This is a genomic window from Streptomyces sp. NPDC006458, from assembly GCF_040612135.1.
In the GTDB taxonomy this organism is placed as follows: Bacteria; Actinomycetota; Actinomycetes; order Streptomycetales; family Streptomycetaceae; genus Streptomyces.
Window position 1 is genome coordinate 1 of the sequence record NZ_JBEXPR010000039.1, and the last position, 25416, is coordinate 25416.

Genomic DNA, 25416 nt, shown 5'->3' on the forward strand with positions numbered 1-25416 from the left:
GGCGCGGGCGCCGTGGCGGTTCGGCGGGGGCGCCCCGGGGCGGGTGGCCCCGTGTTCGCGCCGCGGGGCCACCTGGCCGGTGGCCCCGCGGCGCTTCCTCGTGCGTGGAATCTGCGCCCCCCGGGCACTCGGCGACGGTGACCCGGTGGCCTGAGACATCCAGGAGGCGCGTGTGGCGATGCGACAGGAGCCGATCAGGACGAGTCGGGCCGGGGCGGGGGGCGAGGACGGCCCCGACGGCGCGCACCGACGGCCTGACGGCGTCGACGACAGGACCGTCGAAGCCCTCGGCTCGCTGTCCAAGGCGCTGGAGACCATCGAACGCGCCCGCGGCCGCCTCTACGACTTCCACCAGCTCACCGGTGGCGCGGATGCCGAGCTGGACCGCGCGGTGCGCCTGCTGCGGGAGGCCGGGCATCCGGAGTGGGCCGACAAGGTCGAGGACGAGATCCTCGGGCGCAACGTCATCCCCGGCCACTGGACGTTCCAGATCGTCGAGGCCTACGACGAGACGTACTACGGGCCGTTCCGGCGGCTGGAGAAGAGCGCGGTGCGGGAACTCGCGGGAGGGCGCGATCACCTGTACGAGGCGGAGATGAAGGAGGCCCGCCGGACCCGCGGTCACCCGGATCACACGGCACGCCCATGAGTCCGCGGGACGGCCCGGAGGCGCAGGTGAGCGGGGGACACGACCATCCTGGGAAGCCCGGGTGAATTCTGTGGTCGACAACGGAGCGTGGGGCTTGTGGAGGGGCGCCCTGTGGCCTTCTACTGTCCTTCACGTCCTCGCTCCTCATGCGGCGGGACTGTCGAGAACATCCCTTTCCTTTTCCCTCTCACCGGGGCGCCGGTGAGTTGCAGCACGCCCCTCCCCCCAGAAAGACCGAAGGCCCGTGCCCGTATCCTTCGTACTCAGCGGCCGCCTGGCGCGGCTGGAGCCCCTCGCTCCGCATCACGTGGAAGGCCTGGTCCAGGCCGCGGCCGAGGACCGGACCTCGTATGCGTTCACACCCGTGCCGCACGGCCTGGACGCGACTCTCGGTTACGTGGATGAGGCGCTGGCCGATCAAGCGGCAGGCCGGGCGGTGCCGTACGCCGTGGTCCGGGCGGACGACGGACGCGTCGTCGGCTCGACCCGCTTCCTGCGGCTGCACTACTGGCAGGGCCCCCTGGTGTGGTCCGCCGTGCCCGACGCCCCTGCGGGCAACCCGGTCTCCGCCGTCCCCGACGCCGCCGAGATCGGCAACACCTGGCTCTCCTCCCAGGCCCAGGGCACCGGCATCAACACCGAGGCCAAGCTGCTCATGCTGCGCCACGCCTTCGACTCCTGGCGCGTCCGCCGCGTCTCCTTCCGCGCCGATGCCCGCAACCTCCGCTCCCGCACCGCGATCGAACGCCTCGGCGCGACCTGCGAGGGCGTCCGCCGCGCCCACTCCCGCGGCCTCGACGGCGTCGTCCGCAACACCGCCTTCTACTCGATCCTGGACGAGGAGTGGCCTGCCGTCCGAGGCATCATCGAACTCCGCCTGGCGGCCGCGGGAGCGAGGGCGGCCTGCACACGGACACCGGCGGAGCCCAGTCCTCAGACCGGCATGGACGACCGGCTCATCCCGGCGTAGAGCCCTCAGGCCGAGAGCCGGCCTGGTACCGGTGCTGGAACGAACCGGTACGGACCGCGGGTCGGCGCCGCGGTCCGTACCGGGGTGGCCGGGATGCGGGAGCCGGCCGGGTCCGGCTGGTGTGGGGTCAGCCGGGGAGGTGCGAGGGGTCAGCGGGCCGTCAGGGCGAGGGCCTTGGCGAGGCCGTTGGCCCAGAGCTGGTTGACGCGGGTGCGCTCGGTGGAGTTCGGGTAGCGGTTGGTGCAGGACGGGCCGGGGCCGCCGCCGGACATCAGTTCGCTGCACGGGCCGCCGTAGTGGTCGGGCAGACCGAGGACGTGGCCGGTCTCGTGGGCCGTGACGCGGATGGAGTCGTACTGCTGGTTCTGGCTGTAGTCGAGGAAGATGTAGCCGCGGCCGTGGCCGTTGGTGGAGGCGTACGAGCCGCGCGGGTCGTTGCCCTCGTAGAAGGCGAAGTCGCCGGTTCCCGAGGTCGCCTGGAGCTTGACGTTCGACACCGAGCTGTTCCATATGGAGGCGGCGCTCGATATCTGGTTGCGGAAGCTCGGGGTTGAACGATCGGTTGCCAGAGATTCTCTGGCAGGCAACCCGGCCGCGGATGATGGCACTTGGGAACAGGGCGGAGTTATCGGTGGCCGACTCGTCCACTTTCGTTGGAACTTGAACATCTGGTGTCGCACCTCGCCTCGCCCTACGCTCCCTGCATGGAGCTCGAGGTGAGGCACTTGCGCGTTCTCTGCGCCATCGCCGACACCGGCAGTCTGCACAAAGCGGCCCGCGAACTCGGCGTGGCCCAGCCCTCGTTGAGCACCCAGCTGCGGCGTATCGAGAGCACGCTCGGCGCCCAGCTCTTCGTCCGCGCCCGCACCGGCTGCCGGCCCACCCCGCTGGGACTGGTCGTCCTGAGCCGGGCCAGACCGCTGGTGGCGGAGTTCGCGGCGATCGTCACCGAGGCCAGGGCCGCCGCCGCCCGGTCCGCCGGCGGGTTCCGCCTGCGCATCGGCGCCACGGCGAGCCGGGCGGTCCCGGGCTGGCTGCGCAGACTGCGGACGCGGGCACCCCGGCTCGAACCGACCTTGCAGATGAACGTGTCCGCCAACTCCCTCTTGGCCATGGTCGCCACGGGCCGGCTGGACATGGCTTTCGTGCACGAGGTCGAGGGCAGCCCGCTGCGTGTCCCGCCGGGGCTCAGCCTGCGCGTCCTCGTCGAGCGCGAGCCCCAGTTCGTGACGCTCTCGGCGGACCATCCGGCGGCGTCACGGCGGCAGGTGCGACTCGCCGACCTGGCCGGGGACCGGTGGATGGTCGACTCCACGGTCGACGGCGAATGGGACGGCCTGTCACGGGTGCTGCGGGCCGCCGGGCTGGAGCCCGAACTGCTGCACGGCGACTACCTCAGCGCGTACTCCCTGGCCGCCATCGGCGAGGTGGTCACCGTCAGCCAGCCCACCGCCCATCCCCGCCCCGACCTGGCGATCCGCCCCCTGGAGGGCGACCCGATCGGCGTACGCCTGCTGCTGGCGGCCCGCTCGGAGGCCGAACTGGACGAGGCCTACCCGGCCTTGGAGGCGGCGTACTGGGAGGTGGCCCGTGCGGCGCCCGCCTATGTGGAGTGGCTGGGGCGAACGGACTCATCCCTCGACCGCCTCTCCCGCGCCGGGCACGCCGGACACATGGGGGAACGCCGACGCGGAGCGCGCGGCGGGGAGACTTCGGACGGCACCGTGGCCGCGCACGCCGGGCGGCCCTGCACTCCCCCAGATCATTCCGTCGAGCGGGGTGCGGCCTTTCCCCGCACCCTGGATGCATGAGCCACCGCATCGCGGTCACCCGGCCGACAGGGACCGCGCACGGCGGGTGCACGGGATACGGAGGCCCGAGGATGATCCAGAATGCCGACATCCGGGAGTGGCGCAACCACGACGTCGTCGACCAGCGAGGCAAGAAGATCGGCACGCTCGAATCCGTCTACGTCGACACCGCCACGGACCAGCCTTCGTTCGCCACCGTCACCGTGGGACTGCCCACCCGGCACCGGCTGGTCTTCGTCCCGCTCACCGACGCCACCGTCGGCCCTGGCTATGTGAAGGTCGCCTACGACAGGTCCCTCGTGAAAGGCGCCCCCTCCATCGGCACCGACGGAGTCCTGGCGGCCGAGGAGGAGCCCCCGGTGTTCGCCCACTACAAGCTCGAATACGCGCCCGGCGCGAGCGGCGAACGCCGCCTCGCCCGCCGCTGACGCCGAGGCGGTGGGCGCAGTGGCCTGGTTCCTGTTCCTGATCCTGCTGGCCGTCGTCCTCGGCCTCGTCGGCGCCGTGGTCCAGGGACTGACGTATCTGCTGGCCATCGGGGCGGTCGTCTTCGGGGCGGCCCTGGTGCTGGCCCTCGCGCGACTGCGCCGCACGGGCCGCCGTCCCGTGCGCTGATCACGTACCGCCTCCGCGTCGCGGCGCCGTGTCCTGGCCTACGCGTCGGCCGCCGCACGCCGCAGGGCGTCCAGCGTCCGTACGACGTCGTCGTCGGTGGTGGACCAGTTGCTGACGGAGATGCGCAGAACCCGGCGGCCGCGCCAGGTGGATCCGCTGATCCAGGTGGTGCCCTCGTCGAGGAGCCGCTGGATGACCCGGTCGGTGCGGGCGTCGCTGTCGAAGGCGGCGCAGACCTGGGTGAAGACCACGTCGTTGAGCACGATCGCGCCCTCGATGGCGGCGATGCCGCGGGCGAACGCGGCCGCGTGCCGGCACAGTCCGTCGACGAGGTCGCAGACCCCCGAACGGCCGAGGGAGCGCAGGGCCGCCCACACGGGGAAGGCACGTCCGCGGCGGGAGAGTTCGGGGACGGTGTCGACGGGGTCGCCGCGGGTGTCGTGGATCAGATAGGCGCCCTGGTGGCCCATCGCCTCCCGCAGTGCCGCCGCGTCGCGCACCATCGCCAGACCGCAGTCGTAGGGGACGTTGAGGGTCTTGTGGGCGTCGGTGGCCCAGGAGTCGGCGGCCGGGCAGCCCGAGGTCAGGGTGGCGTACTTCGGGCTGGCGGCGGCCCAGAGCCCGAAGGCGCCGTCGATGTGCACCCAGGCGTCCGCCTCCCGGGCGTGGTGGATCGCGGGTTCGAAAGGATCGAAGGCGCCGGTGTGGATGTCTCCGGCCTGCAGGACCACGATCGTGGGCCGTGGCGGACCGGCGGCCAGCGCCTGCCGCAGGGCGTCGGGGCGGATACGCCCTTGACCGTCGGCGGGTACGGATTCGGGGGTGCCCAGGCCGAGGTAGCGCAGGGCGAGGTCGACGGAGATGTGGCGGTCCTCGCCGACGACGACCCGCACGGGCGGCCCGCCGACGAGCCCGTCACGGACGACGCTCCAGCCGACCCGGCGCAGCACGGTGTCCCGTGCTGCGGCGAGGCAGGTGAAGTTGGCCATGGTGGCACCGGTCGTGAAGCCGACCCCGCTGTCCGAGGGCAGGCCCAGCAGATCGAGCAGCCAGGTGCCGGCGATGTCCTCCGCCGCCGCGCAGGCGGGGGACACGGCACGCATCACGCAGTTCTGGTCCCAGGCGCTGACCAGCCAGTCGGCGGCGAGGGCGGCGGGATGGGTGCCGCCGATCACGAAGCCGTAGAAGCGGCCGCCGGGGAAGCCCGCGAGGCCCGGTTCACCGGCCGTGGCGAGCAGATCGATCACCTCGGCGGCCGGCGTGGGCCCGGCGGGCAGATCCGTCCCGAGCGCCCGCACGATGTCCTCGACCCGCGCACGCGGGGGAACCGGACGGTCCGACAGTCCGGCCAGCCAGCGCTCGGCGTGGCGGTAGGCCTGGGAGAGCGCCGCATCACGCGCTTCCATACCTCGCACTATGGGACCGCGCACGTCGGCGTGCAAGCGGAGCAGTGACCTCTCGACGAGCCCCGCCCCCAGTGGGCGCCTGCCTTAGATCAGTGGCGAGTTGGTCAGCCGCTTACGGAATCCGGCCGCCTGGGCCTGCCGGACGGCTCGCGCAGCGGCGTGCGGCACTCGGCGATGATGGGCACGAACCCGCCGCCTCGTCCCTGCCACGCCATGCCCCCACGGCGATGGCCCGAGACCAGACACTTCCGGACCTCTTCGGGCAAAGAATCAAAGAACGCTCCCTGCTCGCGCTCAGTAGGCGGCCGGGATCAGGAAGACCTCGTCGACGAAGCACCAGGCCCAGTCCTCGTCCGCGGCGAGGGACACGGCGACGGGATGACCCGTCCGCGCGTGGTGGGCATGGGCGTGGGCGCCTCGGGAGCTGTCGCAGCAGCCGACGTGCCCGCAGGTCGCGCACCAGCGCAGCCTCCGCCAGGTCCAGCCTCGCGCCAGGCACTGTGCGCAGGCCGGCCCTGTCAGATCGCGGGGCACGGCCGCCGCGTCCAGATGGGCGCAGTGCGGGGGTGTGCGGCGGCCGGCGTCCGGCGCGACCTGCCAGTGAGTGCGGGGCGGGGTGGTCGACGGGCCGGCCGTGTCGTCGCCGGGCGCGTGGGCGGTCATGGCTTCCCTCCTCGCGTGATGGTCTCGCTGCGTCGAGTTCCCTGTCAGGGCCGTGAACGGATGCGCCGCCCCCGGCGACGGGCGGCCGGGAGCGCGGTCGTCACGGGTTGGGCGCGGCGGCGCGTACGGCTCCGTGCACCGCGCGGGCCAGCCGGGCGCCCCACACGGAGCGGGGACCGGCGAACGGTACGGCCTCCGCTCCGGCACCGGGCCGGCGTACGGCCACGCACACCGCGTCGGTCGGTGTCCCCGAGCAGTCGTACCCGGCTTCGAGCAGGGCCTGGACCTTGGCCTCGGTGGCGGTGGCGACCGCGTTGACCAGGGCCGCGTCGGTGAGGGCCACCGGGAGGGCGACCACGATGTTGATCGTGCCCGGCGGGGTCTGCCCGGCCGCGCCCTCGGCCGGCGCGGCGGCCCAGCCGCGCACGCCGAGTCCGGCGGTGGCGACGGCGTGGACACCGCCGTCGTGCGCGCGGCCGTACGCCCGGACGTCGGCGGCCGTCATGAGCCCGACCCCGGATCCGTACACGCCGGCCTCCGCCGCCAGTTCGGCGAGGTGCCGGTCCGGGTCGGTGCGGCGGTAGCCGTGGGAGACCTGTGCGTTGAGCACCCGGGACCGCTCCCCCAGTCCGCCGCCCAGGACCGCGCTGCTGGCCATCCGCCAGCCGCTGCCCGCCCGCCCGCCCGCCCGCCACAGCAGTGCGTGCAGCGTCTCGCCGTCCTCGACACGGGTCAGCTCCCGTACCTCCAGCGGACCGGCGGCGGTACGGGGCGGGACGACGGCGCTCACCGGGCGGACACTCCTTGGCGTGACGGGGACCGGCTGATCCTATGCGGCGGCCCGCGAGGTCCGTCGGCCGGGCAGGCCGCGGTCCCCCGGAGTCCGGGCATCCGGCGCCGCCTCGGATCGGATGCCGTGATCCCACCGGTTCGGGGTACTCGCGACCTCACGACGTACGCGAGCGGCCTCACGCGACCGTACGGAGTCCGACGAACCGGAATCGAAGCAGACCCAGGAGACGGAGGTGATCGCCGTGTCGAGTGCACGACCCCTCGACGCCGCGGCCGGGCCCACTGCGCGGCCCTCCGGCGAAGAGTCGGCGAGTGAGCTGGTGGAGCGCGCCACGAAGCAGTTGACGGAGCTGATGCGCGGCGAACTGCGGCTGGCCCAGGAGGAGATGAAGGTCAAGGGCAGGCGGTACGGCAGGGGCGGCGGGCTGTTCGGCGGCGCCGGCGTGGTCGGCTTCCTCACGTTGCAGGCCCTGGTGGCCACCGCCGTCGCCGCCCTGGCCGTGCCGCTGCCGGTCTGGGCGGCGGCGCTGATCGTCACCGCTGTCCTGGCTCTGGTCACCGCGGTTCTGGCCCTCGCCGGAAAGAAGCAGGTCAAACAGGGCTCGCCGCCCACGCCCCAGCTGGCGATCGACGGCGTCAAGGCCGACATGAACGAGATCAAGGAGAGTGCACGACGATGAACCAGCCATCCCAGGACGGGCAGTCCGCCTCCTCCGACGAACTGCGCGAGCAGGTCGAGGAGGTCCGTGGCGAACTCGGCCGGACGGTCCAGGCACTGGCCGCCAAGACCGACGTCCAGGCCAGGGCACGGCAGAAGGCGGCCGAGGTCAGGCAGCAGGCGGCCGCGAAGGCGGGACAGTTGAGGACCAAGGCGGCCGATGTCACCCATGTCGTGGAGGACAAGGTGGCCCACCCCGTGAAGGACAAGGCGGGCGAGGTCTCGCGGCAGGCTCGGGCGAAGACCGCCCAGGCCGGCCATCTCATCGGCGACAAGATGCCCGAGCCGGTGCGCCGGACGGCGGCCCGGGGGGCGCCGGCGCTGCGGGGCCGTCGCACCGTGGTGCTGACGGCGGTCGCGGGCGGCGCCGTGCTCGTGTGGCTGGTGTGCCGGCCCAGGAGCGGCAAGCGGTGAGCGGACGGCGGGAACACCCGCCGTCCGGGGCACATTCCCCGAGTGGTGCGGCACGTCGCCGCACCACTCGCCCGCTTCTGCAGCCCGGCAGGCCGCGCGCGCCGGGGACGACTCAGTTCACCTGAGGAAGAGTTGCGCGACGACCGCGCTCACCCGAGGAAGGGCTGCGCAGGGATGCGGGGGCGGGAGGCAGCATGCGGGGACGGGAGCCGGACGGGCAGGGGGACGGGAGCCGGACGGGCGCGGCGCCGTACTCCTGGGTGAGTGGGTGAACCGGCGGGCCGTGCGATCGGTTCGCGTGGTGGCCTCGCCCCGGCCGGTGGAGCCGTCCGTCCGCCGTCGCCGCTCAGGCCCCCAGCAGACCGACCGTCCCCGTCGCCGCCGCCCGTCCGTCGGCGAGGACGGCGAATCGGGCGCTGAGGGACTGCCCGGTCAGCTCCATGAAGGCGCCGCCGCCGCTCGGCACGGGACTGTGCACGTCCACGCTCAGGCCGGTCACGGCGGCGGCCGTCCTCCCCGAGGCCAGCAGCATCGCCTGGCGTCCGGCTTCCAGTAGCGCCGCCGCCGGAAGGAAGGGCGGCCGTCCGGGCAGGTACACCGGGTGCCCGGGGTCACGCGGCGCGAGCGCGAGCCGGCCCTGGGGGGTGCGGGCCAGCAGGACATCGGTCTCGGCCGCGGCTCCCACCGCCTCCGCGGTGGGATACAGCAGACCGACGGGCGGCACCGCGTCGGCCGACGGCTGGACGCCGGTGCCCCGCGCACGGCGGACCAGACGCATGGTGCACGAGCCGAACGCGGTGCCGTCGTGCAGACAGTCGCCCGAGACCCGGCAGGCGACGACCCTCGCGCCCTCGCGGGCGATATCGGTCACGGTCAGCCGCACCTGTACGTCGGTGGCGTCGCCGGACTCCAGCGGCTGGGCGCCGGCCCGCAGCCCCAGCCGCACCGAGACGGGCTCCAGGGCGGCGTCCTGCTGTGTGTCTCCGCGGTCCAGCAGCGCGGCGAGCTGGCGCAGCGACTCCACCATGATCAGCGGGTGATGGGCGACGGGAATGCGGCGTTCGTTGAGGGGATGCAGGCGGGGCCACTGGCAGTGGGCCTCGAAGGCGCGGGTTCCCACCCGCCGCAGCGACAGGACGAGCATCGCCGACATGGTCCGCAGCCCGATGCCGCGCCAGGCCCGGAAGGTGTCCGTGGCGTTCTCCGGCACCGACTGCGCGTCGTGCCCAGCGGTGCGGTCGTTCCCCGAGGAGTCAGCTTCCTGTGTTCCGTACGCCGTCACACCCTGCATGCTCGCCTCCTCGGGGCCGAGACCCGTCGACCCGCGTCGGTCACGCCGTCCGGACCTGTGTGGTCCGGCGATTCGCTTCTCGACGGTCGGACGGATGCGGGGCACGACGCCACGGGGGACGCCCGGTCCTGGTCATCACGGCCGGACCGCGCCCTCAGTGGCGTCCCCGCAGCCTGCCGAGGAGCCGCTGTGCCTGGGCCCGGCGCCGAGGGTCGGCGGACGCGCGACGCACCTGTTCCGCGGCGCGACGCCCCTGCGGGCTCCGGCTGAACCGCTTGAGCTTCTCCAGCATGCCTGGCACGGCGGACCTCCTGAGACGGTGGACGACACGAACACCGGCCGCACGGGCACTCGGCCGGTGTACGGACGCGGGTACCCGCACACGGCCGGGTCATCCCTCGCCGTGAACCGGTACGGGCCACGCCGTCGGCCCGGACGGGGTCACGGGGACGCGGTGGCGAGTGCGCTCTCCATCGCGTCCATCTCGTCCTGGAGCTCACCGAGTTCGTCTTCGCGACCATCGAGGCCGGGGGTCCCGATCACGTCCGTGGGCTCGGGGAGGCCCCCTTCGACGGGGTCCCCGAGGGAGTCCTCGACCTGCTCGCGGAACTCGTCGCTGCCCACGACCTCGCCGATGATCTCGTTGTGGACGCGCTTGAGCGTCCGGTCGTCCAGACCGGCGCAGGCGGCCGGGTCCTCGGCATCGGCGGGGGGCCCGCCCGCCTGGGCGAACTCCTTGGCCTGCCGGCTCAAGGCGGCTCTGCAGGCGGCCTCGTCGCCGACCGCCGCGGCGCCTTCGCCGCTCCCGGACCCGCAGGCGGTCACGGCCATGAGCAGCAGGCCGAGTGCGGGCATGGCGGTGCGGGAATTCATCGTCCCCCCGAGGTGGTTGTCGATGTGCAGACATCATCCACCTCGGCCCGGCCGAAACGTGACCGGCTCCCGGCTCTCCTGCGCACATGTGCGACGGCCGCCGGGCCGGTCAGTAGCCCTGCGTGGGAGACGGGGCGGGCGTACCGCCCTTGAGCACGGTCTCCAGCCGGCCGGTGCCCTGCTCCACGGCGGCGTCGACGGAGTCCGGCTGCCCGCCGTCCGGCCCGCCCGCCGTCACGGTGATCGCGTCGTCACCGACGCGCACCACACCGACGTTCAGGGTCAGCGTCGTCGGAGCGCCGTCGGCCGTGCCCTGGACGGTGACCTCCAGCCCCTGCCGGGCGTCCCCCTGGTCGGGCAGCGAGGCCCCGATGACCTGGACGGTGCTGTTCGAGTCCCCGGAACCGGTCGCGGTGAACTCGTCGCACTTCTGGGGCAGGGACTTCAGCCAGTCCATCGAGTCGTCGAGGCTGGACCCGGTGTACGCGGCGACCTGGTACAGCAGCCGGGAGTCGTCCTGCTCGAAACCGGTGAGCGCCGACGCCCCGGACGGCTTGCCGAGCAGATCCTCGCTGTACAGGCCGTCCAGCAGCCGCTGGCAGTCGGCGGCGTCCGCCTTGCCGGTGAGGAAGTCGTCGACGTCGACGGTGCCGGCGAGCAGCGTGTCCCGCCACTTCTCCGCGTCGTCGACCTGCGTCCAGTCGTCCTCGATGTCCGCCTCCGTGATCAGCGCCGTCTTCGCCTGGGCCTCGGTCAGGGCGCCGGACGGCGTGGCGCGCGCGGTGGCACCCGAGGGGGTCGCGGTGGGTGATCCGGTGGACTGCCCGGCCGTCGTCTCCTCGCCGCCGTCGTCCGAACAGGCCCCGGTGGCCAGCAGGACTCCCGCTGCCAGGGCGGCGACGCCAACACGAGCGGGACGGGAGGGACGACGGATCATGACGAAAGCCTCCGGGGGATCACGGACGATGCCCCCAGCGCACCACCGGCCATCCCCGCCCACCAGCCCGCACGGCCCGTACGGGTGAGTCCGCACGGCACGATCTGGACCACCACGAGGGCAGTCCCCTCACCCGCGGACGGCGTCGGCCTCCAGGCAGCGCGCCAGCCGCAGCAGGCCGCGCCGCGCGTGGCTCTTGACGGTACCCAGGGGCCAGCCGGTGAGCTCGGCGATCTGGGTCTGGGTGAGGTCGTCGTAGAAGGCCATGGTCAGCACCCGCCGCTGGGCCCGCGGAAGCTTGCACAGCTCCCGGGTCAGCACGATGCGGTCCAGTACGGCGTCCGGCGCGTGCCGGTCGACGGGTTCCAGGGACAGCCGCGTCCCCGCGGCCGCCACCAGCTCGGCGCGGCGCGTCCGGGCCGACAGCGCGTCGGCGATCTTGCGCCGGGTGATCCCGACCAGCCACGCGCCGAGGGCGCCGCGCTGCGGAGCGAACCCCGCACGTCCCCGCCACGCGGCCAGGAACACCGTCTGGGTGACGTCCTCCGCCTCCCGGGCGTCGCCCAGGGAGCGGCACGCCAGGGTGTACACCAGCGCGCTCCACCGGTGGTAGACGGCTTCCAGGCAGGTCTCGTCGCCCGCGACGAAACCGGCGGCCAGTTCGTCGTCCGGGTGGTCCCCTCCCCTGGTCCGCGCGGGGGCGGCGTCGGTGACGCGCTCGGGGGCCTGCGCTGCGCTCATGGTGTCCACTCCTCGTGCGGCGGTGGCCGGGCCGCCTCGCACCGGAGGTGGTCGGCACGCGCCGACACTGCTTCGACCGTCCGCCGGGCGCCCGTCGGGGTGCCCGCCGGACAGTCGTCGCCCGGAGCGACCGCGGCATCTCCACCGTGCTGCGGCGGAGCTCCTCCTACAACTCGCAGCGCCTTTGCATCGCTTTGCCTGGAGCGCGTGCGGGGCCGCGTGCGGGCCGTCTCACCGTGGCCCGTGCGAGCCGTGCGTGACCGAGGCCGGAGCGGGCTGGACCAGGGCCTCGACGATCGTGTCCACCGCCTCGGTGACCGTCCGGCCCCGGGGCAGGGTGGGCGGGGTGCCGACGACGGCTCGGGCGGCGAATCCCGACTCCACGTGCGGCAGCCGGATGTCCAGGACGGCCACGCCGGTGCGCCGGCGCTCGCGGCGGACCGCTGCCAGCCACGCCGCGAGCGCCGCTTTCGAGGCCGCGTAGTCCGCCATGCCCGCCGGGGCGGCGTCGACCACGACGCCCGTTACCGCCGCGAGGGCCCCGCCCGGGGGTACGACGGTGAGCGCGGCGCGCAGAAAGGCCACGGGGGCGAGCGCGTTGACCGTGAGGAGGTGTTCGGCAACGGTGTCCTCCACCGCGTCGGCCGGGCCGAACCCGGCGACTCCGACGCAGACGACGACCGCGTCCAGCCCGCCCGTTTCCGCCACCGCCCAGGGAACGGTCCGGGCGCATCCCTCCAGGTCGTAGGCGTCGAACCGGCGGACGGGCGCTCCCCCGCAGGCCCCGGCGACCCGCGCCAGGGACGCCGGGTCGCGGCCGGCCAGGGCGAGCCGGGCGCCCAGGCCGTGCAGTCGTACGGCCAGGGCGCCCCCGATGGCGCCGCTGGCTCCGGGCACCAGGACGCGTGCTCCTTCGATGTCCATGGTTCAGCTCCCGCCTCGGCCCGACGGCCGGGAGACGGCCTCCGGGGGTTGGATTCGACGTCGGGGCCCCGCTCCGCCCCCCCTTCTTCCGACCTTCTGACGACGGCCGACGAGGGTCCTCCACGACCGGCTATGGCCGCAGATCCCGCAGCACCTCGCGCGCGGCCCGCGCTCCCGAGGCCATGGCGCCCTGGACGGAGCCGGTCGCCCGGTGGTCGCCGCACACGTACCGGCCGGGGGACACCCGCGTGGTGCGGCTGAGCGGCTGGGGCGGTGTCATGACGGGCAGTGCCTCCTGGACCGTGCGCACGGTCAGCAGGTGCCAGCCCTCGGTGCCCGTGCCGTACGCCTCTCCGAGCGCCGCGCGCAGCTCGCCCTCGCGGCCGTCGCTGTCCGGGCCGAGTACCGAGGTGGCGATCAGCGCCTGGCCGGGCGGGGCGTAGCCGGGTACGACCTCGCTGAGCACGCAGGTGTTGAGGAACCGGCGGCGGGTGTCCACCAGCAGCGTGGGCTCGCCCAGCGGGGAGCGTGGGGCGGCGTGGTAGTAGGTGGTCACGACCCGGTAGGCGGGCAGGTCGACCTCGGGGAGGAGGGAGGCCACGGACCGGGGCCCGGCGGCCACCACGACGGCGCGGGCGGGGAGCTCCCGGCCGGGTACGGTCAGCGCACCGCCGGGCGTCAGCCGTGCCACGGGGGTGTCCAGCTGGACCGTGCCCGGGGGCAGGGCGGCGGCCAGGGCGCGCGGGACGGCTCCGACTCCTTCGGCGGGCAGGCACAGGGTGCCGCGCAGCATGCTTCGCCACACCAGGTGGAAGAAGCGGCTCGACGTGGCCAGCTCGTCCTCCAGTAAGACTCCCGCGAGGAAGGGCCTGAGGAACCGTTCCACGAGCGCGTCGGAGATGCCCGCGTCCGCCAGCGCGGTACGGGTCGTGGTCTCCGGGAGCCGCTTGAGCCGTATGGGCGGGGCGAGCATGTCGCGGGCGGTGAGCGCGCCGAGGGCGGCCAGGTCGCGGGGGCCCGCCAGACGCCCCGGCAGCAGGTCGGGCAGGGTGCGCGGGCGCCGGGTGGGATCGCTGAAGCGCAGTCGGCCCGACGGGGTGTGGACGAGGACTCCCGGGGTGAAGGGCCGCGGTTTCAGGTCCTTCAGGGCCAGCCGGCGGCGAAGCTGCGGATAGGACGTGTTGACCACCTGGAACCCGCGGTCCACCACGAAGCCCTCGACCCGGTCGGAGCGCATGCGGCCGCCGACCCCGTCGGAGGCCTCGACCACCCGCACCCGCAGGCCCGCGTCCGCCACGTCTCGGGCGCAGGCGAGCCCCGCGACACCGGCGCCGATCACCAGCACGTCCGTCGTCTCCTGGACCGCGGACACATGACCACCTCTTCCCTGTCGGTCACTCGTCTTTCGGCTGTTGCGCACGGCTTCCCCGCTGACGGAACCGGACCCCTGGCCGGCGGCGGAGGCTGGGCGGGGCAGGCCGGGCAGCTCGGCCGTGGCGCGCGGCATCGGGCCGAGGGGGATGCGCATCGGGCCAGGGGGTGCGCCTCGGGCCGAGGGAGGCACAGACCGATGGCGAGGTCCTCGTCGGGGCCGTGCGTCCGTCGAGGAAGCGCGGCAGCCGGCGCATGGCGACGCAGGAGAACCGCCGGCAGAACAGCGCGGACCCAGCGATGCGGCCGCCGTCCAGCTGTCCAGGGCGCGCGGCAGTACGGCCTCCATCGCGCGGGGTCGCGCGGAGTGGGCGGCGGGCGGTGCGGGTCCGCGGCCCGGCCGCGAGGCGGCGCCGGCCGCCCCGTTTTCGGCGTTGCATTCCGGCGAAGGTGTGGCCGGTGGACGGGCGGGGCGCGCCTCCCCTGGGCCCCGGGGCGGACGGCGGAGCTGCGATTCCCGCTCCCAGGACGCTCACGTCCGCTTTCACCACGACGGCTCCCTTCCTGTCGAGTGCTGCCTGATCCTGGTTCCCCTCGACGGGCACCGGCGGATGCGCCCGGGGAACTCGGGGCCGCCACCTCGCACCGCGAGACAGCGGCCGGGGCGCCTCGGGCGAGAGGTCACCCGAGGCCGGGGCTCCGGGCCACCGGGCGGTGCGGCCGATGTCGCGGACCAGCGCGGGCACCGGCGGGGAGCGGACGACGAGTGTGTCGAGCAGGACGCCGAAGCCCACGATGAGGACGATTCGCGCGGGGAACGCCGACGGGATGACGCCGGGTACCGCGAAGGTGGCCGCGAGGATGGTCGGGTACGCGCTGCTGGGGCCGCAGGCCAAGCCCTCCCGGTCCTCGGGGACCACGCCCGCGGAGGTGATGACCCCGCCCCTCGGACCGGTCTGTGGCGTACGCCCGTTCGGGTGCCGTGTACGAGCGACTCCTCGCGCACCCGGGACAGGCCAGGAGGCTCAGCGCGACGGTGGCCACGAGGAGCATCGGCGGCAGCGGCGAGGGCGGCGGTCCGACGAAGTGACCGGGACGCGCGGTGGTCGCGGCACGACACCCGGAACGCGTCTCGAAGAGGGCTCGGCAGCTCGGCAGCTCAACGTCGCGGCAACTCGGCAACTCGGCGGCTCGACGGCTCGACGGCTCAACGTCGCGGCACGCGCACCTCTCCGAGTTCGGTGTTCAGGGCGTCCAGGTAGCGCAGCACCACGGCCAGTTCGTCCTCGCTGAACTGGAGCCGGGCCTGCTCGGCCGCCTGGGCGAGCGGCATGAAGTAGGTGCGCGCGGCGGCCCGCCCGCCCTCCTCGTAGTGGATGTGGACGACCCGGCGGTCGGGGCTCTCGCGCAGGCGCCGGATGTGCCCGGCCTTCTCCAGCCGGTCGAGGCAGGCGGTCACCGCGCCGGAGGTCAGCCCGAGGTGCTCGCGCAGCATGCCCGGTGTCGGCGGCTGTGGGCTGTCGAGCACGAAGGACAGCGCCTGGACGTCGGTGGGGTGCAGCCCCTGCGCCGTGGCGAAGCCGTGGACCAGCCGGTTGACCTCGCCGATGGTCCGCCGTAGCGCCACGGCGAATCCCCGCGGGTCGGTCGGTGTGCTCCCGGCGACGGCGCCGGTCTCGTTCTGTCGTCCCCTGGCCACGGGGCCAGCGTACTGGGCGGTCGGCTCCGCGCCCGGCGGCCGTCCCGCGCCGGCGGCACCAGGTGTGCCGGCGTCCGTTCCTCCGGCACGTGCCTCGTTCCTCGTCCGCCGGGCCGGTTACGAGAACTCAGCCCGCCGCCGCCAACGCCTCGTCGACATCGGCGAGCAGGGGAACGGTGAGGCTCACTCCCGTCAGATCCAGGACGCGCCGGACCGCCGGCGTCGGGGAGATCACATAGACGCCGCCCAAGTCGTCACGGACCTCCTGGTACACCCGCAGGATGATGTTCATGCCGGACGAGTCCATGAAGGGCACATCGCGGATGTCGAGCAGGAAGTGCCGTCGTCCGTGGTGGAGTTGGTTGGCGAGGTGGTGCTGCAACTCGGTCGCGGTGGCCGCGTCCAGGTCTCCCGCGACCGTGAGCAGCACGGCGTCCTCGCGGAGGACTTCCACCTTGACGGACAGAGCGTTCTGAGCGTTCTCAGCTTCGGACACGAGGCCTCCCACAGGCGCTGGCGATCGGGACGGGGTTGCGGTCGGGCGGATTCCATGCGTCGGTGCACACAGGCACCCTGTGTGCGGCCGGACGCACCGAGGTCGGCGCATCCGGCTCGGACGGTCGGCGGTGGCCGGTGCCGCTCAGGCCACGCCCGGTTCCAGCAGCCCCTTGCGCAGCCGCTTGATGATGCGGCTGATGAGCCGTGAGACATGCATCTGGGAGACGTCGAGACGGGCCGCGATCTGCGCCTGGGTGAGTTCCTCGACGAAGCGCATGTGGATGATCCGCCGGTCACGCTCGTCGAGGCTCGCGATGAGCGGGGCCAGCGAGTTGAAGTCGTCGACGAGTTCCAGTGACGGATCCTCCTCGCCCAGGCGGTCGGCCAGCACGGTGTCACCGCTGTCCGACTCGGAGGTCAGCGCCGCGTCCAGGGAGGCCGACTGGTAGCAGTTGGCCGCCTTGCGCGCCTCGATGACCTCCTCCTCCGACAGGGACATCAGCTCGGACAGTTCCCGGGTGGTCGGGGTGCGGCCCAGCCGGGAGCGCAGTTCGTCCGTGGCCTTGGCGAGCTCCACCCGCGCCTCCTGGAGCCTGCGCGGCACATGGACGGCCCAACTCGTGTCGCGGAAGAAGCGCTTGATCTCCCCCACGATGTACGGCACCGCGAAGGTGGTGAACTCCACCTCCCGCGACACCTCGAAACGGTCGATGGCCTTGATCAGTCCGATGGTGCCGACCTGGACGACGTCCTCCACCGAGTCCCCGCGGGTGCGGAAGCGCGAGGAGGCGTACCGCACCAGTGAAAGGTTCATCTCGATCAGCGTGTTGCGCACGTACTGGTGCTCGTGGGTGCCCTCTTCCAGGACGGCCAGACGGCCGAGGAACCGGCGCGACAGTTCGCGCGCGTCCTTGGGCGTCACCGCGGCCGGATCCTCGATGAGCGGCAGTGCCGCCCCGTCCGTCGCGATCGTCTCCCCCGCCGTGGCCGTCGCCTGTGCCGCCGTCACGGCTGCCATGCCGCCCTCCCCAGTGCCGGAACCAGATGTCATCCCCCCGACTGCCCGGCATCGCGGGATTAACTCCCTCCAGTTGACGAACCCCGCCACCGCGCCTGCTTCTGGCCTGAATCCTCCCCTCACCCGCCACGATGTCCGACACCCGTGAAACTCACGCCGTTTGCCCGGCCGAGGGCGGGGCAGGCGCCAGATCGTGCTTCGGAACAGAGGCACGCCGGCGGAGGCACCGCACCCGTTCCGGGCTGTCCAGAGCCCCGCCGCGTTTCCCACGGCAAATCCCTGACACCTTCGTTCAGGAGCGTTTTCGCATGCTGGTTGAGACGTCCGCAAACGGCTTCACCCCGTCCCCCCGTCCCGCCGCCTCCCGCAGGCATCCGCACGACGACGCGCCCGCCACCGGAGCGGCCTTCGCCCGGCTTGCGGAGCTGCCCGCCGGGCCCGAACGGGACGCCGTACGCGAGGAACTGACCGAGGCCTGGCTGCCCATGGCCCATCGCATCGCCGGCCGCTTCCGCAACCGCGGCGAGTCACTGGAGGACCTGCGCCAGGTCGCGGCGCTCGGCCTGGTCAAGGCCATCGACCGCTACGAGCCGGGCCGCGGCGCCTTCGAGAGCTACGCCGTGCCCACGATCACCGGAGAGATCAAACGGCACTTCCGCGACCGCATGTGGGCCCTGCGTGTCCCCCGTCGCGTGCAGGACCTGCGCAACAAGGTGCGGCTCGCCCGCCGCGAGCTCCTCCAGTCGGCCGGCGGCACCGAGCCCTCCGTCGCCGAGATCGCCGCCCAGGCGGGGCTGACCGAGGACGAAGTCAAGGCGGGCGCGGAGGCGTTGGAGAGCTACCGCACGCTCTCGCTCGACGCCGAGGCGCCCGGGGACGACGACGGCTTCAGCCTCGCCGACACCCTCGGCGCGCGCGAACCGGCCTACGACGTCGTCGTCGACCGCGAGGCCGCCAAGGCGGGGCTGCGGCGGCTGCCCGAACGCGAGCGCGCCATCCTGTACATGCGCTTCTTCGAGGACATGACGCAACGTCGCATCGCCGACCAGTTGGGCATCTCCCAGATGCATGTCTCCCGTCTCATCAACCGCTGCTGCGCACAGGTGCGGCAGGAGGCACTGGGGCTGAAGCCCGGCCCCGACGGCGGCGGGCGTCGCCGGTGACCGCCCCGCGGGCGCGCCCCGTGACACGCGCCCGGGCGGGTGGGCCGCACTCGGGACGGTCCACGAGTGGCGCGTGACGGAGGTGCGAGAGCCGTTGTTCCCCCACACCACGCATCCGCTCCCCGGCACCGGCGGTGCCCCCGCTCGACCGCACCGCCCGCCGGCCGCGGCCGGCCCAACGATGACGCCCACCGAGCCCACCGAGCCGTCCGAGCCGTCCGAGCCGTCCGCGGCCGGATGCGGCGAGCGGGCCGCCGTGCGGCCGGCCACGCCCCGCAGCGCTGCCGCGGCGCGGCAGTACGTCCGGAACCTGGTGCGGGAACGATGGCGCGGACCGTCCGGCCCGGCGGACGAGCAGGCCGTCGTCGACGTGCTCCTGGTCGTCTCGGAACTCGTCAGCAACGCCGTCCGCCACGGCGGCGGCCTCGCCCGCTTCGAGGTGACCCTCGTGGCGGAGGGCGTACGGCTGGGCGTGCACGACCACAGCGGCACGGTCCCCCCGGCCGCGTTCGGCCACGGCACGTTTCCGCTCCCGGACGCGGCCGGCGGCTTCGGCTGGCCGCTGATCATCCGCCTGGCCCGGGAGATCCATGTGGAGCGCCGTCCGGAGGGCGGCAAGGCGATCAGCGTCCTGGTGCCGCTGGCCTGACCCCGGTGGCCGGGCCGTGCCGGGAGTCACCAGCGCAGGAAGCCGGGCGCGTCACCAGGGCAGGAACACGTGGACGTCCTTGCCGACCCCGCCGCCGTCCTTGCCGTCCTTGCCGCTCGGGTCGGCGCCTTCCTCGCGGACGACCACGCTGACCTGGTCGCACAGTGTCTGGATCAGGTACCAGCCGATACCCCCGCCCCCCTTGCCGGGGCGGAAGGCGCGCGGCTCGGGAGGCGTCGTGCTGGTGTCCCCCAGGGTCACGTGCACGCCGTCGAAGGTCCTGCGCAGGCTCAGCCGGAAGGGGCCCGGCGCGTACTGGACGGCGTTGGCCGCCAGTTCCGTGACCACCAGCAGGATGTCGTCCCAGTGCTCCGGGGCCGACGGGGGGTGCGATCGGCCCAGGACGGCGAGAAACAGCTCCGCTGTCACCCTGGCGTCCGTGACGTCCTCCAGACGCCCGGCGAACGCGGCTACGCACTCCAGCGTGTGTCCGGACGACGGCTGGTCGCTCCATCGCGGTTCGGTCGACATCGCACCTTCCCGGCCGCTTCACTGCGAACTGTGTGGCCTCTGGTTACTCCCTCCGCCCCTGGTTCCCCAAGGAGGAACGCCTACGCACGGATCGGCTCCATGCTTGCCCCGGACCGCATGCCGAAGGATCATGACAGAGCTCGCATCGATATCGCGTCGATATCGCGTCGAAAGAGGAAGCGGCTCGCTATGTCCGCCGAGAGCAGGTCCGCGGAAGGCACGTCCGCCGACGCCGGCATGACGACCGGGGCGCTGGCCCGGCGGCTGGGAGTCTCCCCGACCACCCTGCGTTCCTGGGACCGCCGCTACGGCATCGGCCCGGCGCTGCGCGCGGAGGGCCGGCACCGCCGGTGGGCCCCCTCCGACATCGCGATGGTGGAGGAGATGTGCCGGCTGACGGCGACGGGAGTGCCCCCCGCCGAGGCGGCACGAGTGGCCCTGCGGTACGGCACCTCGGACCTGCCCGGCGGTCCCGAACGGCACCCGGCCTCCCTCGCCCCGCCCGCGACCGCCGTCCGCTCCGGTGGCGTGGGCAGCGGGCTTCCGCTCGGCGAGGTGCGCCAGGAGTGCCGGGGCCTCGCCCGTGCGGCGGTCCGGCTGGACGCCCCGGAGCTGGAGCGGCAGCTCATGGCGACGGTGGAACGGCACGGACTGACGGTCGCCTGGGAGGAGGTGATGGTGCCGACGCTGCATGCCGTGGGCCGCAAGTGGGAGTCGTCGGGCGACCGCTATGTGGAGGTCGAACATCTGCTGTCCTGGCACGTCTCCAGCACCCTGCGCGTCACGCCGCTGCTGCTGCCGCGCGCGGAGCCGCTCACCGGGGCCGATCCGGTGGTCCTGGCCTGTACTCCCGGTGAGCAGCACTCGTTGCCTCTGGAGGCACTCACCGCCGCGCTGGTCGAGCGGGGCGTGCCGACCCGGATGCTGGGCGCGGCGGTGCCGGCCGAGGCGCTGCTGGCCTGCGTACGGCGCACCGGACCGGCCGCGGTCGTGCTGTGGGCGCAGGCCCGCTCCACGGCGTCGGTGCCGCTGGCCCGGCATGTCGCCGGTCTGGAGTGGGGCGCGGCGGGAGCGCGCGGTCGGCCGCTGGTGCTGCCCGCCGGACCGGGCTGGGACCGGCGGGCGTCCACGGGCTTCCCCCGGTGCGCCGGGCTGCGCGAGGCGGTGGAGACGCTGGCCGGGCTCTACGAGAACGACGGGGGGCATGTGCGGGCGCGCTGACCGCCGACCCGCCCGCACACCCGGAGCCCCGCGAGGGCTCGGGCGACGCTCAGTCCTCCCGGGCGCGGGCCCGCCGGAACCGGTTCAGCCCGTCGGACAGTTCCACGACCGGATCGGGATAGTCGAGTGCGGCGCGGTCCAGCCCGGCCAGCTTCCACGGCTCGTGCACCGCCCGGCCGTCGACGTCCCTGAGCTCGGGCACCCAGCGGTGCACGTAGGTGCCGTCGGGGTCGTGCCGTTTGGCCTGGGTGACGGGGTTGAGGACGCGGTTGGGACGGGTGTCGGTGCCGGTGCCCGCCACCCACTGCCAGTTCAGCTGGTTGTTGGCGACGTCGCCGTCGACCAGCCAGTGCAGGAAGTGCGCGGCGCCGATCCGCCAGTCGACGTAGAGGGTCTTGCACAGGAAGCTCGCGGTCAGCAGCCGGGCTCGGTTGTGCATCCAGCCCTCGTGGAGCAGCTGGCGCATCGCCGCGTCGATCACCGGATAGCCGGTGCGGCCCTCGCGCCAGGCCTCGATGTCGGCTCGGGCGCCCCGTTCGGTGCGCCAGTGGTCGTGCTTGGTGCGGTAGTCCGCATGGGAGGCCTGCGGCCGGGCCGCGAGCACCTGCCGGTGGAAGTCCCGCCAGGCGAGCTGCCGTACGAACGCCTCCGCGCCCCGTCCGCCGTGCCGCCGGGCCCGCTGGACGAGCTCCACCGGGGACAGTGTGCCGAAGTGCAGATGCGCGGAGAGCTGGGAGGTCGCGTCGGCGGCCAGGTCGTCGCGGGTGTCGTCGTAGGCGTCCAGGCCCCGGCGCCAGTAGGCGGTCACCCGCTTGCGGCCCTCGCTCTCGCCGCCGGCCGCCAGTCCGGCCGAGACGCCGCGGACCTCGTCGCGCGAGGGCAGCGGCTCGCCCTTCACCCCGTCGGGGACCCGCACCTGGCGGGGGGCGGTCGCGACGGCCCGCAGCCGGACCTGCGACCACTGCCGGTAGTACGGCGTGAAGACGGCGAAGTGGTCCGAGGAGGAGGGCGTCACTTCACCGGGAGGAACCGCCACGGTGGCGGCGTCGTGGACGAACAGACGGCGGCCGTCGGTCTCCAGCGCGCGGCGCAGCCGGTCCTCGCGGCGGACGGCGAAGTGACTGTGCGCCGCCGACATGTGCACCTCGTCGGCGTCCGCCTCCGCCACCGCACGGCAGACCTCCGTCACCAGGTCGCCGGAGCGCACCACGAGCCGTCCGCCGCGCTCGCGCAGCGAGGCGTCGAGGTCGGCCAGGCAGTCGGCGAGGAAGGCCGCGCGGTTGGGGGCGTCGAATCCCGCGGCGGCCACGGCACGGTCGCGGACGAACAGCGGGACGACGGCGTCGGCGCAGTCCAGGGCCGCGCGCAGCGGCGGATGGTCGTGCAGGCGCAGGTCGGAGGTGAACAGGACGACTGAGACGTGCATGAGCTTCAGCTTCTCCCCGGTGGACGGCGTCGGCCGGTGCGGACGGCACTGTCTTCCGATGTCGCGGGGTGTCCGGATGCGGTGCCGGACGCCACCTGTTCGTGCTGTTCCTCCTGCCCCTGCGCTTCGTCGCGGGCGCGGGCGGCGGTCTTGACGATGTTGCGCGCCATGCCGCCGAAGACGACCGCGTGGAAGGGCGCGACGCTCCACCAGTACAGGTGCCCGAGCAGGCCGCGGGGATGGAACAGGGCCCGCTGCCGGTACCGGACGGGCTCGCCGCCCACGCCGCCGTCCACCCGCATCTCCAGCCAGGCCAGTCCGGGCAGCCGCATCTCGGCGCGCAGCCGCAGCAGCCGCCCGCGTTCGATCTCCTCCACCCGCCAGAAGTCGAGCGAGTCACCCGCCCGCAGCCGCCGCGCGTCCCGTCGGCCCCGGCGCAGTCCGACGCCTCCGACCAGGCGGTCGAGCCGACCGCGTACGGCCCAGGCCAGCGGGAAGGAGTACCAGCCGTTCTCCCCGCCGATCGCCTCGATGACCTGCCACAGCGCCTCGGGAGCCACGTCCGCCTCGCGCTCGCGCAGGTCCGTGTAGAGGCTGCCTCCCGCCCAGTCCGGGTCGGTGGGCAGCGGGTCGCTGGGCGCGCCGGGCACGGAGGCGGAGGACCAGCGGGTGACGACCTGCGCCTCCCTGATCCGTTGCAGCGCCAGGGCGACCGCGCGGTCGACGCCGAGGGGATGCCCGGGCGGGTTCGGCACGTACCGTTCGATGTCCCGCTCCTGGCACACCACCTCGTGGCGCAGGGACTCCGTCAGCGGACGGGCGATGGAAGCCGGCACCGGCGTGACCAGGCCGACCCAGTGGCTGGACAGGCCGGGGGTGAGCACGGGCACGGGCAGGATGAGCCGTCGGGGCAGCTCGGCGACGGCCGCGTAGCGGCGCATCATGTCCAGGTACGTGAGCACCTCCGGGCCGCCGATGTCGAAGGCGCGGTTGACGTCCGGGGGCAGGCCGGCGCAGCCGACGAGGATGCGCAGCACGTCCCGTACGGCGATCGGCTGGATACGGGTGCGCACCCAGCGCGGGGTGACCATGACGGGGAGCCGTTCGGTGAGGTAGCGGAGCATCTCGAAGCTGGCGGACCCGGAGCCGATGATGACGGCGGCGCGCAGGACGGCGGTCGGTACGCCGGAGTCCATCAGGATGCGGCCGACCTCCGCGCGCGAGCGCAGGTGCGGGGACAGCTGTGCCTCGGGGACGCCCGCGGGGGTGAGTCCGCCGAGGTAGACGAGTCGGCGGACGTCGGCGCGGCGGGCCTGCTCGCCGAAGATGCGGGCGGCCTCGCGGTCGGTCCGCTCGAAGTCGCCGCCGGTGCCGAGCGCGTGCACGAGGTAGTAGGCCACGTCCACGCCGTCCATCGCCCGCCCCACCGACGCGGCGTCCGTGACGTCTCCCTGGACGATCTCCACGTCGCCGGCCCACGGGTGGTCGCGCAGTTTGCCCGGGGTGCGGGCCAGGCAGCGCACCCGGTGACCGGCGGCCAGCAGCTCGGGCACCAGCCGCCCGCCGATGTAGCCGCTGGCGCCGGTCACCAGGCAGGTGCGGGCGGCTGTCGCCGCCGACGGTGGTGCGTTCGTCCCGGTGATCCGTTCGTCGCCCATACCGCCGCCTCAGCCTGCCGTCGTCGCGGGAGTCCGGTCGTGTCTCCCTCTCTGATCACTACCTTGCGGGAGTCCCGGGCGGATGCGCCCGGTGCCTGCGGCGGGCGGGTGACGACCGGCCGCGCGCCGCCACGGCCGGTCGCTGATCAGTGGCCGGGGGTGTGGGTCTGTCCGGCCCGGCTCAGCCCATGGCCGGACTGCGCACCGCGGCCAGCGCGGCCCCGAGGTCGGCCACGGCGCGCGGGTCCGTCAGGGACCGCCCGGTCAGTTCCTCGACGCGGCGCAGGCGGTAGCGGACGGTGTTGGGGTGCACGAAGAGGGACCCCGCGGCGTCGGCGGCGGATCCGGCCGCGGCGAACCAGTGCTCCAGGGTCTGAAGGAGCCGGGCGCGCTCGGCGGCGGGCAGGTCGAGGACGGGCCTGAGGACGGTCTCGACCAGATGGGCCGCCTCGGCGGGAGCGGCGGCGACCAGCATGGCCAGGGGGTTGTCGTCGAACCGTGCGACGCCGGGCCCGGTGCCCGGCAGTCCGGCGAGTGCCAGCCGGGCGAAGCGCAGGGCCTGCGGGACGTCGCGCAGGGAGGCGACGCCGGGGCTGAGGCCGACGCGGGCGCGGGCGCGGCGCAGCACGCGCACACAGGTCTGCTCGGCGTTCGGTGCGGTCAGGGCGACCACGCCGATCTGCTGGTCGGGCAACAGCCGCCAGGCGGAGGCCAGTTGGGACTGACGCAGCGCGGTCTCGATGCCGGTCAGAGGTTCCGCGCCGGGCGCGGTCGCCGCGGCCACGGCGACGGCGTACGGTCCGTGCTCGGGCAGGCCCAGTTCGCGGGCGGCCTCCCACAGAGTGGTGCGGTCGGCGATGACACCGGTGAACAGCGCCTCCACCAGCGCCGAACGCCGGGCCTCGCGCTGGAGGGTCAGTTCAGCGGAGGTTTCCCGGTGGGCCGCCGCCACGGCCTCGGCGTAGAGGCCGAACAGCGCCCAGATGTCCGCCGACTGGGACACCAACTGGGCGTCGGAGACCTCGGGATGGGTGCGTGCCTCCTCGACGATCTCCGACCACAGCAGTTCGAAGCCGATCCGGTAGGCGTGCAGGGTGTCGGCCAGCGGCATGCCCTGTTCGGCGCGGACACGGCCGGTCTCGCGGGCCGGGCTCGGGTCCGCGGCGTCCTGTCGGTGGAAGTGACCGAGGACGAGATCGGCGTTGGCGGTGCACGAGCGGCGCAGGGACTCGAACGGGATCAGCGACTCGTCCTGGTACGCCTCGACGTCCGCACGGATGCGCTCCGCGATCCGCTCGCCGAGTTCCGGCAGCCGTGCGTGCAGCGCCGAGGCCACTCCCGAAAGAACCATCGCCCGAGCGTAGTGGGGGCTTCCTGT

Annotated in this window: 26 protein-coding genes and 2 pseudogenes; 10 read left to right on the forward strand and 18 right to left on the reverse strand. The window is 73.8% G+C overall.

Annotated features, from left to right (window positions below; all coding sequences use genetic code 11):
- The first annotated feature begins 178 nt into the window (after positions 1-178).
- Positions 179-649 (forward strand): hypothetical protein, encoded by a 471-nt coding sequence (locus ABZZ79_RS35170; protein ID WP_356696043.1) that lies wholly within the window; start codon positions 179-181, stop codon positions 647-649.
- 244 nt (positions 650-893) lie between these two features.
- A complete protein-coding gene (locus tag ABZZ79_RS35175; protein WP_356695932.1) occupies positions 894-1619 on the forward strand; it encodes a GNAT family N-acetyltransferase in 726 nt (241 codons plus the stop codon).
- A 149-nt stretch (positions 1620-1768) separates the two neighbouring features.
- Here the strand turns inward: ABZZ79_RS35175 and ABZZ79_RS35180 are convergent.
- Positions 1769-2224 (reverse strand): annotated as a pseudogene (locus tag ABZZ79_RS35180) (snapalysin family zinc-dependent metalloprotease); the annotation flags it as partial.
- A gap of 99 nt (positions 2225-2323) precedes the next feature.
- Between ABZZ79_RS35180 and ABZZ79_RS35185 the strand changes: the two are divergent.
- The 3 genes from ABZZ79_RS35185 to ABZZ79_RS35195 all read left to right on the forward strand — a co-directional run bounded on the left by ABZZ79_RS35185 (position 2324) and on the right by ABZZ79_RS35195 (position 4045).
- Positions 2324-3430, forward strand: a complete 1107-nt coding sequence (locus tag ABZZ79_RS35185; protein WP_356695934.1) for a LysR family transcriptional regulator — start codon at positions 2324-2326, stop codon at positions 3428-3430.
- 71 nt (positions 3431-3501) lie between these two features.
- A complete protein-coding gene (locus tag ABZZ79_RS35190) occupies positions 3502-3858 on the forward strand; it encodes a PRC-barrel domain-containing protein (protein ID WP_356695936.1) in 357 nt (118 codons plus the stop codon).
- A 10-nt stretch (positions 3859-3868) separates the two neighbouring features.
- Entirely contained in the window at positions 3869-4045 is a 177-nt protein-coding gene (locus ABZZ79_RS35195; protein WP_356696049.1) for a hypothetical protein, read from the forward strand.
- A 38-nt stretch (positions 4046-4083) separates the two neighbouring features.
- On the opposite strand, the gene ABZZ79_RS35200 is transcribed toward ABZZ79_RS35195, so the two are convergent.
- The 3 genes from ABZZ79_RS35200 to ABZZ79_RS35210 all read right to left on the reverse strand — a co-directional run bounded on the left by ABZZ79_RS35200 (position 4084) and on the right by ABZZ79_RS35210 (position 6904).
- Positions 4084-5451: a pyridoxal-dependent decarboxylase gene (locus ABZZ79_RS35200; protein WP_356695938.1), complete on the reverse strand. Its 1368-nt coding sequence runs from the start codon at positions 5449-5451 to the stop codon at positions 4084-4086.
- A 294-nt stretch (positions 5452-5745) separates the two neighbouring features.
- A complete protein-coding gene (locus tag ABZZ79_RS35205; RefSeq protein WP_356695940.1) occupies positions 5746-6114 on the reverse strand; it encodes a UBP-type zinc finger domain-containing protein in 369 nt (122 codons plus the stop codon).
- Between the two features lie 100 nt (positions 6115-6214).
- Entirely contained in the window at positions 6215-6904 is a 690-nt protein-coding gene (locus ABZZ79_RS35210) for an adenosylcobinamide amidohydrolase (RefSeq protein ID WP_356695942.1), read from the reverse strand.
- Positions 6905-7223: 319 nt separating this feature from the next.
- On the opposite strand from ABZZ79_RS35210, the gene ABZZ79_RS35215 reads away from it, so the two are divergent.
- Together ABZZ79_RS35215 and ABZZ79_RS35220 are read left to right on the forward strand one after the other, a co-directional pair.
- Positions 7224-7586 (forward strand): phage holin family protein, encoded by a 363-nt coding sequence (locus ABZZ79_RS35215; RefSeq protein ID WP_356696045.1) that lies wholly within the window; start codon positions 7224-7226, stop codon positions 7584-7586.
- Entirely contained in the window at positions 7583-8038 is a 456-nt protein-coding gene (locus ABZZ79_RS35220) for a DUF3618 domain-containing protein (protein WP_356695944.1), read from the forward strand. The genes ABZZ79_RS35215 and ABZZ79_RS35220 overlap by 4 nt, the downstream gene beginning before the upstream one ends.
- A 346-nt stretch (positions 8039-8384) precedes the next feature.
- Here the strand turns inward: ABZZ79_RS35220 and ABZZ79_RS35225 are convergent, their stop codons facing one another.
- The 10 genes and pseudogenes from ABZZ79_RS35225 to ABZZ79_RS35270 form a co-directional block, all read right to left on the reverse strand.
- Entirely contained in the window at positions 8385-9329 is a 945-nt protein-coding gene (locus ABZZ79_RS35225; protein WP_356695945.1) for a hypothetical protein, read from the reverse strand.
- Positions 9330-9770: 441 nt separating this feature from the next.
- Positions 9771-10202 carry a hypothetical protein gene (locus tag ABZZ79_RS35230; RefSeq protein WP_356695947.1) on the reverse strand — a complete coding sequence of 144 codons (432 nt, stop codon included), beginning with the start codon at positions 10200-10202 and terminating at the stop codon, positions 9771-9773.
- A 109-nt stretch (positions 10203-10311) separates the two neighbouring features.
- On the reverse strand, positions 10312-11139 hold the full coding sequence (locus ABZZ79_RS35235; protein WP_356695949.1) for a hypothetical protein: 828 nt from the start codon (positions 11137-11139) through the stop codon (positions 10312-10314).
- 129 nt (positions 11140-11268) lie between these two features.
- Positions 11269-11880, reverse strand: a complete 612-nt coding sequence (locus ABZZ79_RS35240; protein WP_356695951.1) for a sigma-70 family RNA polymerase sigma factor — start codon at positions 11878-11880, stop codon at positions 11269-11271.
- 231 nt (positions 11881-12111) lie between these two features.
- Positions 12112-12804 carry an SDR family NAD(P)-dependent oxidoreductase gene (locus ABZZ79_RS35245; RefSeq protein WP_356695953.1) on the reverse strand — a complete coding sequence of 231 codons (693 nt, stop codon included), beginning with the start codon at positions 12802-12804 and terminating at the stop codon, positions 12112-12114.
- A 130-nt stretch (positions 12805-12934) separates the two neighbouring features.
- Complete coding sequence (locus ABZZ79_RS35250) at positions 12935-14176, reverse strand: NAD(P)/FAD-dependent oxidoreductase (RefSeq protein ID WP_356695955.1); 1242 nt, start codon at positions 14174-14176, stop codon at positions 12935-12937.
- Between the two features lie 694 nt (positions 14177-14870).
- Positions 14871-15190 (reverse strand): annotated as a pseudogene (locus ABZZ79_RS35255) (hypothetical protein); the annotation flags it as partial.
- 192 nt (positions 15191-15382) lie between these two features.
- A complete protein-coding gene (locus ABZZ79_RS35260) occupies positions 15383-15874 on the reverse strand; it encodes a MarR family winged helix-turn-helix transcriptional regulator (protein ID WP_356695957.1) in 492 nt (163 codons plus the stop codon).
- 127 nt (positions 15875-16001) lie between these two features.
- Positions 16002-16370 carry an STAS domain-containing protein gene (locus tag ABZZ79_RS35265; protein ID WP_356695959.1) on the reverse strand — a complete coding sequence of 123 codons (369 nt, stop codon included), beginning with the start codon at positions 16368-16370 and terminating at the stop codon, positions 16002-16004.
- A 144-nt stretch (positions 16371-16514) separates the two neighbouring features.
- A complete protein-coding gene (locus ABZZ79_RS35270; RefSeq protein WP_356695961.1) occupies positions 16515-17390 on the reverse strand; it encodes an RNA polymerase sigma factor SigF in 876 nt (291 codons plus the stop codon).
- Between the two features lie 308 nt (positions 17391-17698).
- Between ABZZ79_RS35270 and ABZZ79_RS35275 the strand changes: the two genes are divergently transcribed.
- Both ABZZ79_RS35275 and ABZZ79_RS35280 read left to right on the forward strand, forming a co-directional pair.
- Positions 17699-18553 carry a SigB/SigF/SigG family RNA polymerase sigma factor gene (locus ABZZ79_RS35275; protein ID WP_356695963.1) on the forward strand — a complete coding sequence of 285 codons (855 nt, stop codon included), beginning with the start codon at positions 17699-17701 and terminating at the stop codon, positions 18551-18553.
- Between the two features lie 73 nt (positions 18554-18626).
- Positions 18627-19202 (forward strand): ATP-binding protein, encoded by a 576-nt coding sequence (locus tag ABZZ79_RS35280; RefSeq protein ID WP_356695965.1) that lies wholly within the window; start codon positions 18627-18629, stop codon positions 19200-19202.
- A gap of 51 nt (positions 19203-19253) precedes the next feature.
- Here ABZZ79_RS35280 and ABZZ79_RS35285 read toward each other — a convergent pair whose 3' ends face one another.
- Entirely contained in the window at positions 19254-19733 is a 480-nt protein-coding gene (locus tag ABZZ79_RS35285; RefSeq protein WP_356695967.1) for an ATP-binding protein, read from the reverse strand.
- Positions 19734-19922: 189 nt separating this feature from the next.
- Between ABZZ79_RS35285 and ABZZ79_RS35290 the strand changes: the two genes are divergently transcribed.
- A complete protein-coding gene (locus ABZZ79_RS35290; RefSeq protein WP_356695969.1) occupies positions 19923-20954 on the forward strand; it encodes a MerR family transcriptional regulator in 1032 nt (343 codons plus the stop codon).
- A 49-nt stretch (positions 20955-21003) separates the two neighbouring features.
- Here the strand turns inward: ABZZ79_RS35290 and ABZZ79_RS35295 are convergent, their stop codons facing one another.
- The 3 genes from ABZZ79_RS35295 to ABZZ79_RS35305 form a co-directional block, all read right to left on the reverse strand.
- A complete protein-coding gene (locus tag ABZZ79_RS35295; RefSeq protein WP_356695971.1) occupies positions 21004-22380 on the reverse strand; it encodes a deoxyribodipyrimidine photo-lyase in 1377 nt (458 codons plus the stop codon).
- Between the two features lie 5 nt (positions 22381-22385).
- Positions 22386-24038 (reverse strand): SDR family oxidoreductase, encoded by a 1653-nt coding sequence (locus ABZZ79_RS35300; RefSeq protein ID WP_356695973.1) that lies wholly within the window; start codon positions 24036-24038, stop codon positions 22386-22388.
- 181 nt (positions 24039-24219) lie between these two features.
- Positions 24220-25389, reverse strand: coding sequence for a helix-turn-helix domain-containing protein (locus ABZZ79_RS35305; RefSeq protein ID WP_356695975.1), 1170 nt, complete (start codon positions 25387-25389; stop codon positions 24220-24222).
- Positions 25390-25416 lie beyond the last annotated feature (27 nt).

Excerpts from the sequence above, each read along its gene's own strand:
- ABZZ79_RS35245 (WP_356695953.1), bottom strand. The coding sequence starts at position 12,804 with ATGGACATCGAAGGAGCACGCGTCCTGGTGCCCGGAGCCAGCGGCGCC.
- ABZZ79_RS35305 (WP_356695975.1), bottom strand. The coding sequence starts at position 25,389 with ATGGTTCTTTCGGGAGTGGCCTCGGCGCTGCACGCACGGCTGCCGGAA.
- ABZZ79_RS35285 (WP_356695967.1), bottom strand. The coding sequence starts at position 19,733 with ATGTCGACCGAACCGCGATGGAGCGACCAGCCGTCGTCCGGACACACG.
- ABZZ79_RS35295 (WP_356695971.1), bottom strand. The coding sequence starts at position 22,380 with ATGCACGTCTCAGTCGTCCTGTTCACCTCCGACCTGCGCCTGCACGAC.
- ABZZ79_RS35230 (WP_356695947.1), bottom strand. The coding sequence starts at position 10,202 with ATGAATTCCCGCACCGCCATGCCCGCACTCGGCCTGCTGCTCATGGCC.
- ABZZ79_RS35185 (WP_356695934.1), top strand. The coding sequence starts at position 2,324 with ATGGAGCTCGAGGTGAGGCACTTGCGCGTTCTCTGCGCCATCGCCGAC.
- ABZZ79_RS35225 (WP_356695945.1), bottom strand. The coding sequence starts at position 9,329 with ATGCAGGGTGTGACGGCGTACGGAACACAGGAAGCTGACTCCTCGGGG.
- ABZZ79_RS35220 (WP_356695944.1), top strand. The coding sequence starts at position 7,583 with ATGAACCAGCCATCCCAGGACGGGCAGTCCGCCTCCTCCGACGAACTG.
- ABZZ79_RS35300 (WP_356695973.1), bottom strand. The coding sequence starts at position 24,038 with ATGGGCGACGAACGGATCACCGGGACGAACGCACCACCGTCGGCGGCG.
- ABZZ79_RS35275 (WP_356695963.1), top strand. The coding sequence starts at position 17,699 with ATGCTGGTTGAGACGTCCGCAAACGGCTTCACCCCGTCCCCCCGTCCC.
- ABZZ79_RS35270 (WP_356695961.1), bottom strand. The coding sequence starts at position 17,390 with ATGGCAGCCGTGACGGCGGCACAGGCGACGGCCACGGCGGGGGAGACG.
- ABZZ79_RS35240 (WP_356695951.1), bottom strand. The coding sequence starts at position 11,880 with ATGAGCGCAGCGCAGGCCCCCGAGCGCGTCACCGACGCCGCCCCCGCG.
- ABZZ79_RS35190 (WP_356695936.1), top strand. The coding sequence starts at position 3,502 with ATGATCCAGAATGCCGACATCCGGGAGTGGCGCAACCACGACGTCGTC.
- ABZZ79_RS35235 (WP_356695949.1), bottom strand. The coding sequence starts at position 11,139 with ATGATCCGTCGTCCCTCCCGTCCCGCTCGTGTTGGCGTCGCCGCCCTG.
- ABZZ79_RS35290 (WP_356695969.1), top strand. The coding sequence starts at position 19,923 with ATGTCCGCCGAGAGCAGGTCCGCGGAAGGCACGTCCGCCGACGCCGGC.
- ABZZ79_RS35200 (WP_356695938.1), bottom strand. The coding sequence starts at position 5,451 with ATGGAAGCGCGTGATGCGGCGCTCTCCCAGGCCTACCGCCACGCCGAG.
- ABZZ79_RS35170 (WP_356696043.1), top strand. The coding sequence starts at position 179 with ATGCGACAGGAGCCGATCAGGACGAGTCGGGCCGGGGCGGGGGGCGAG.
- ABZZ79_RS35205 (WP_356695940.1), bottom strand. The coding sequence starts at position 6,114 with ATGACCGCCCACGCGCCCGGCGACGACACGGCCGGCCCGTCGACCACC.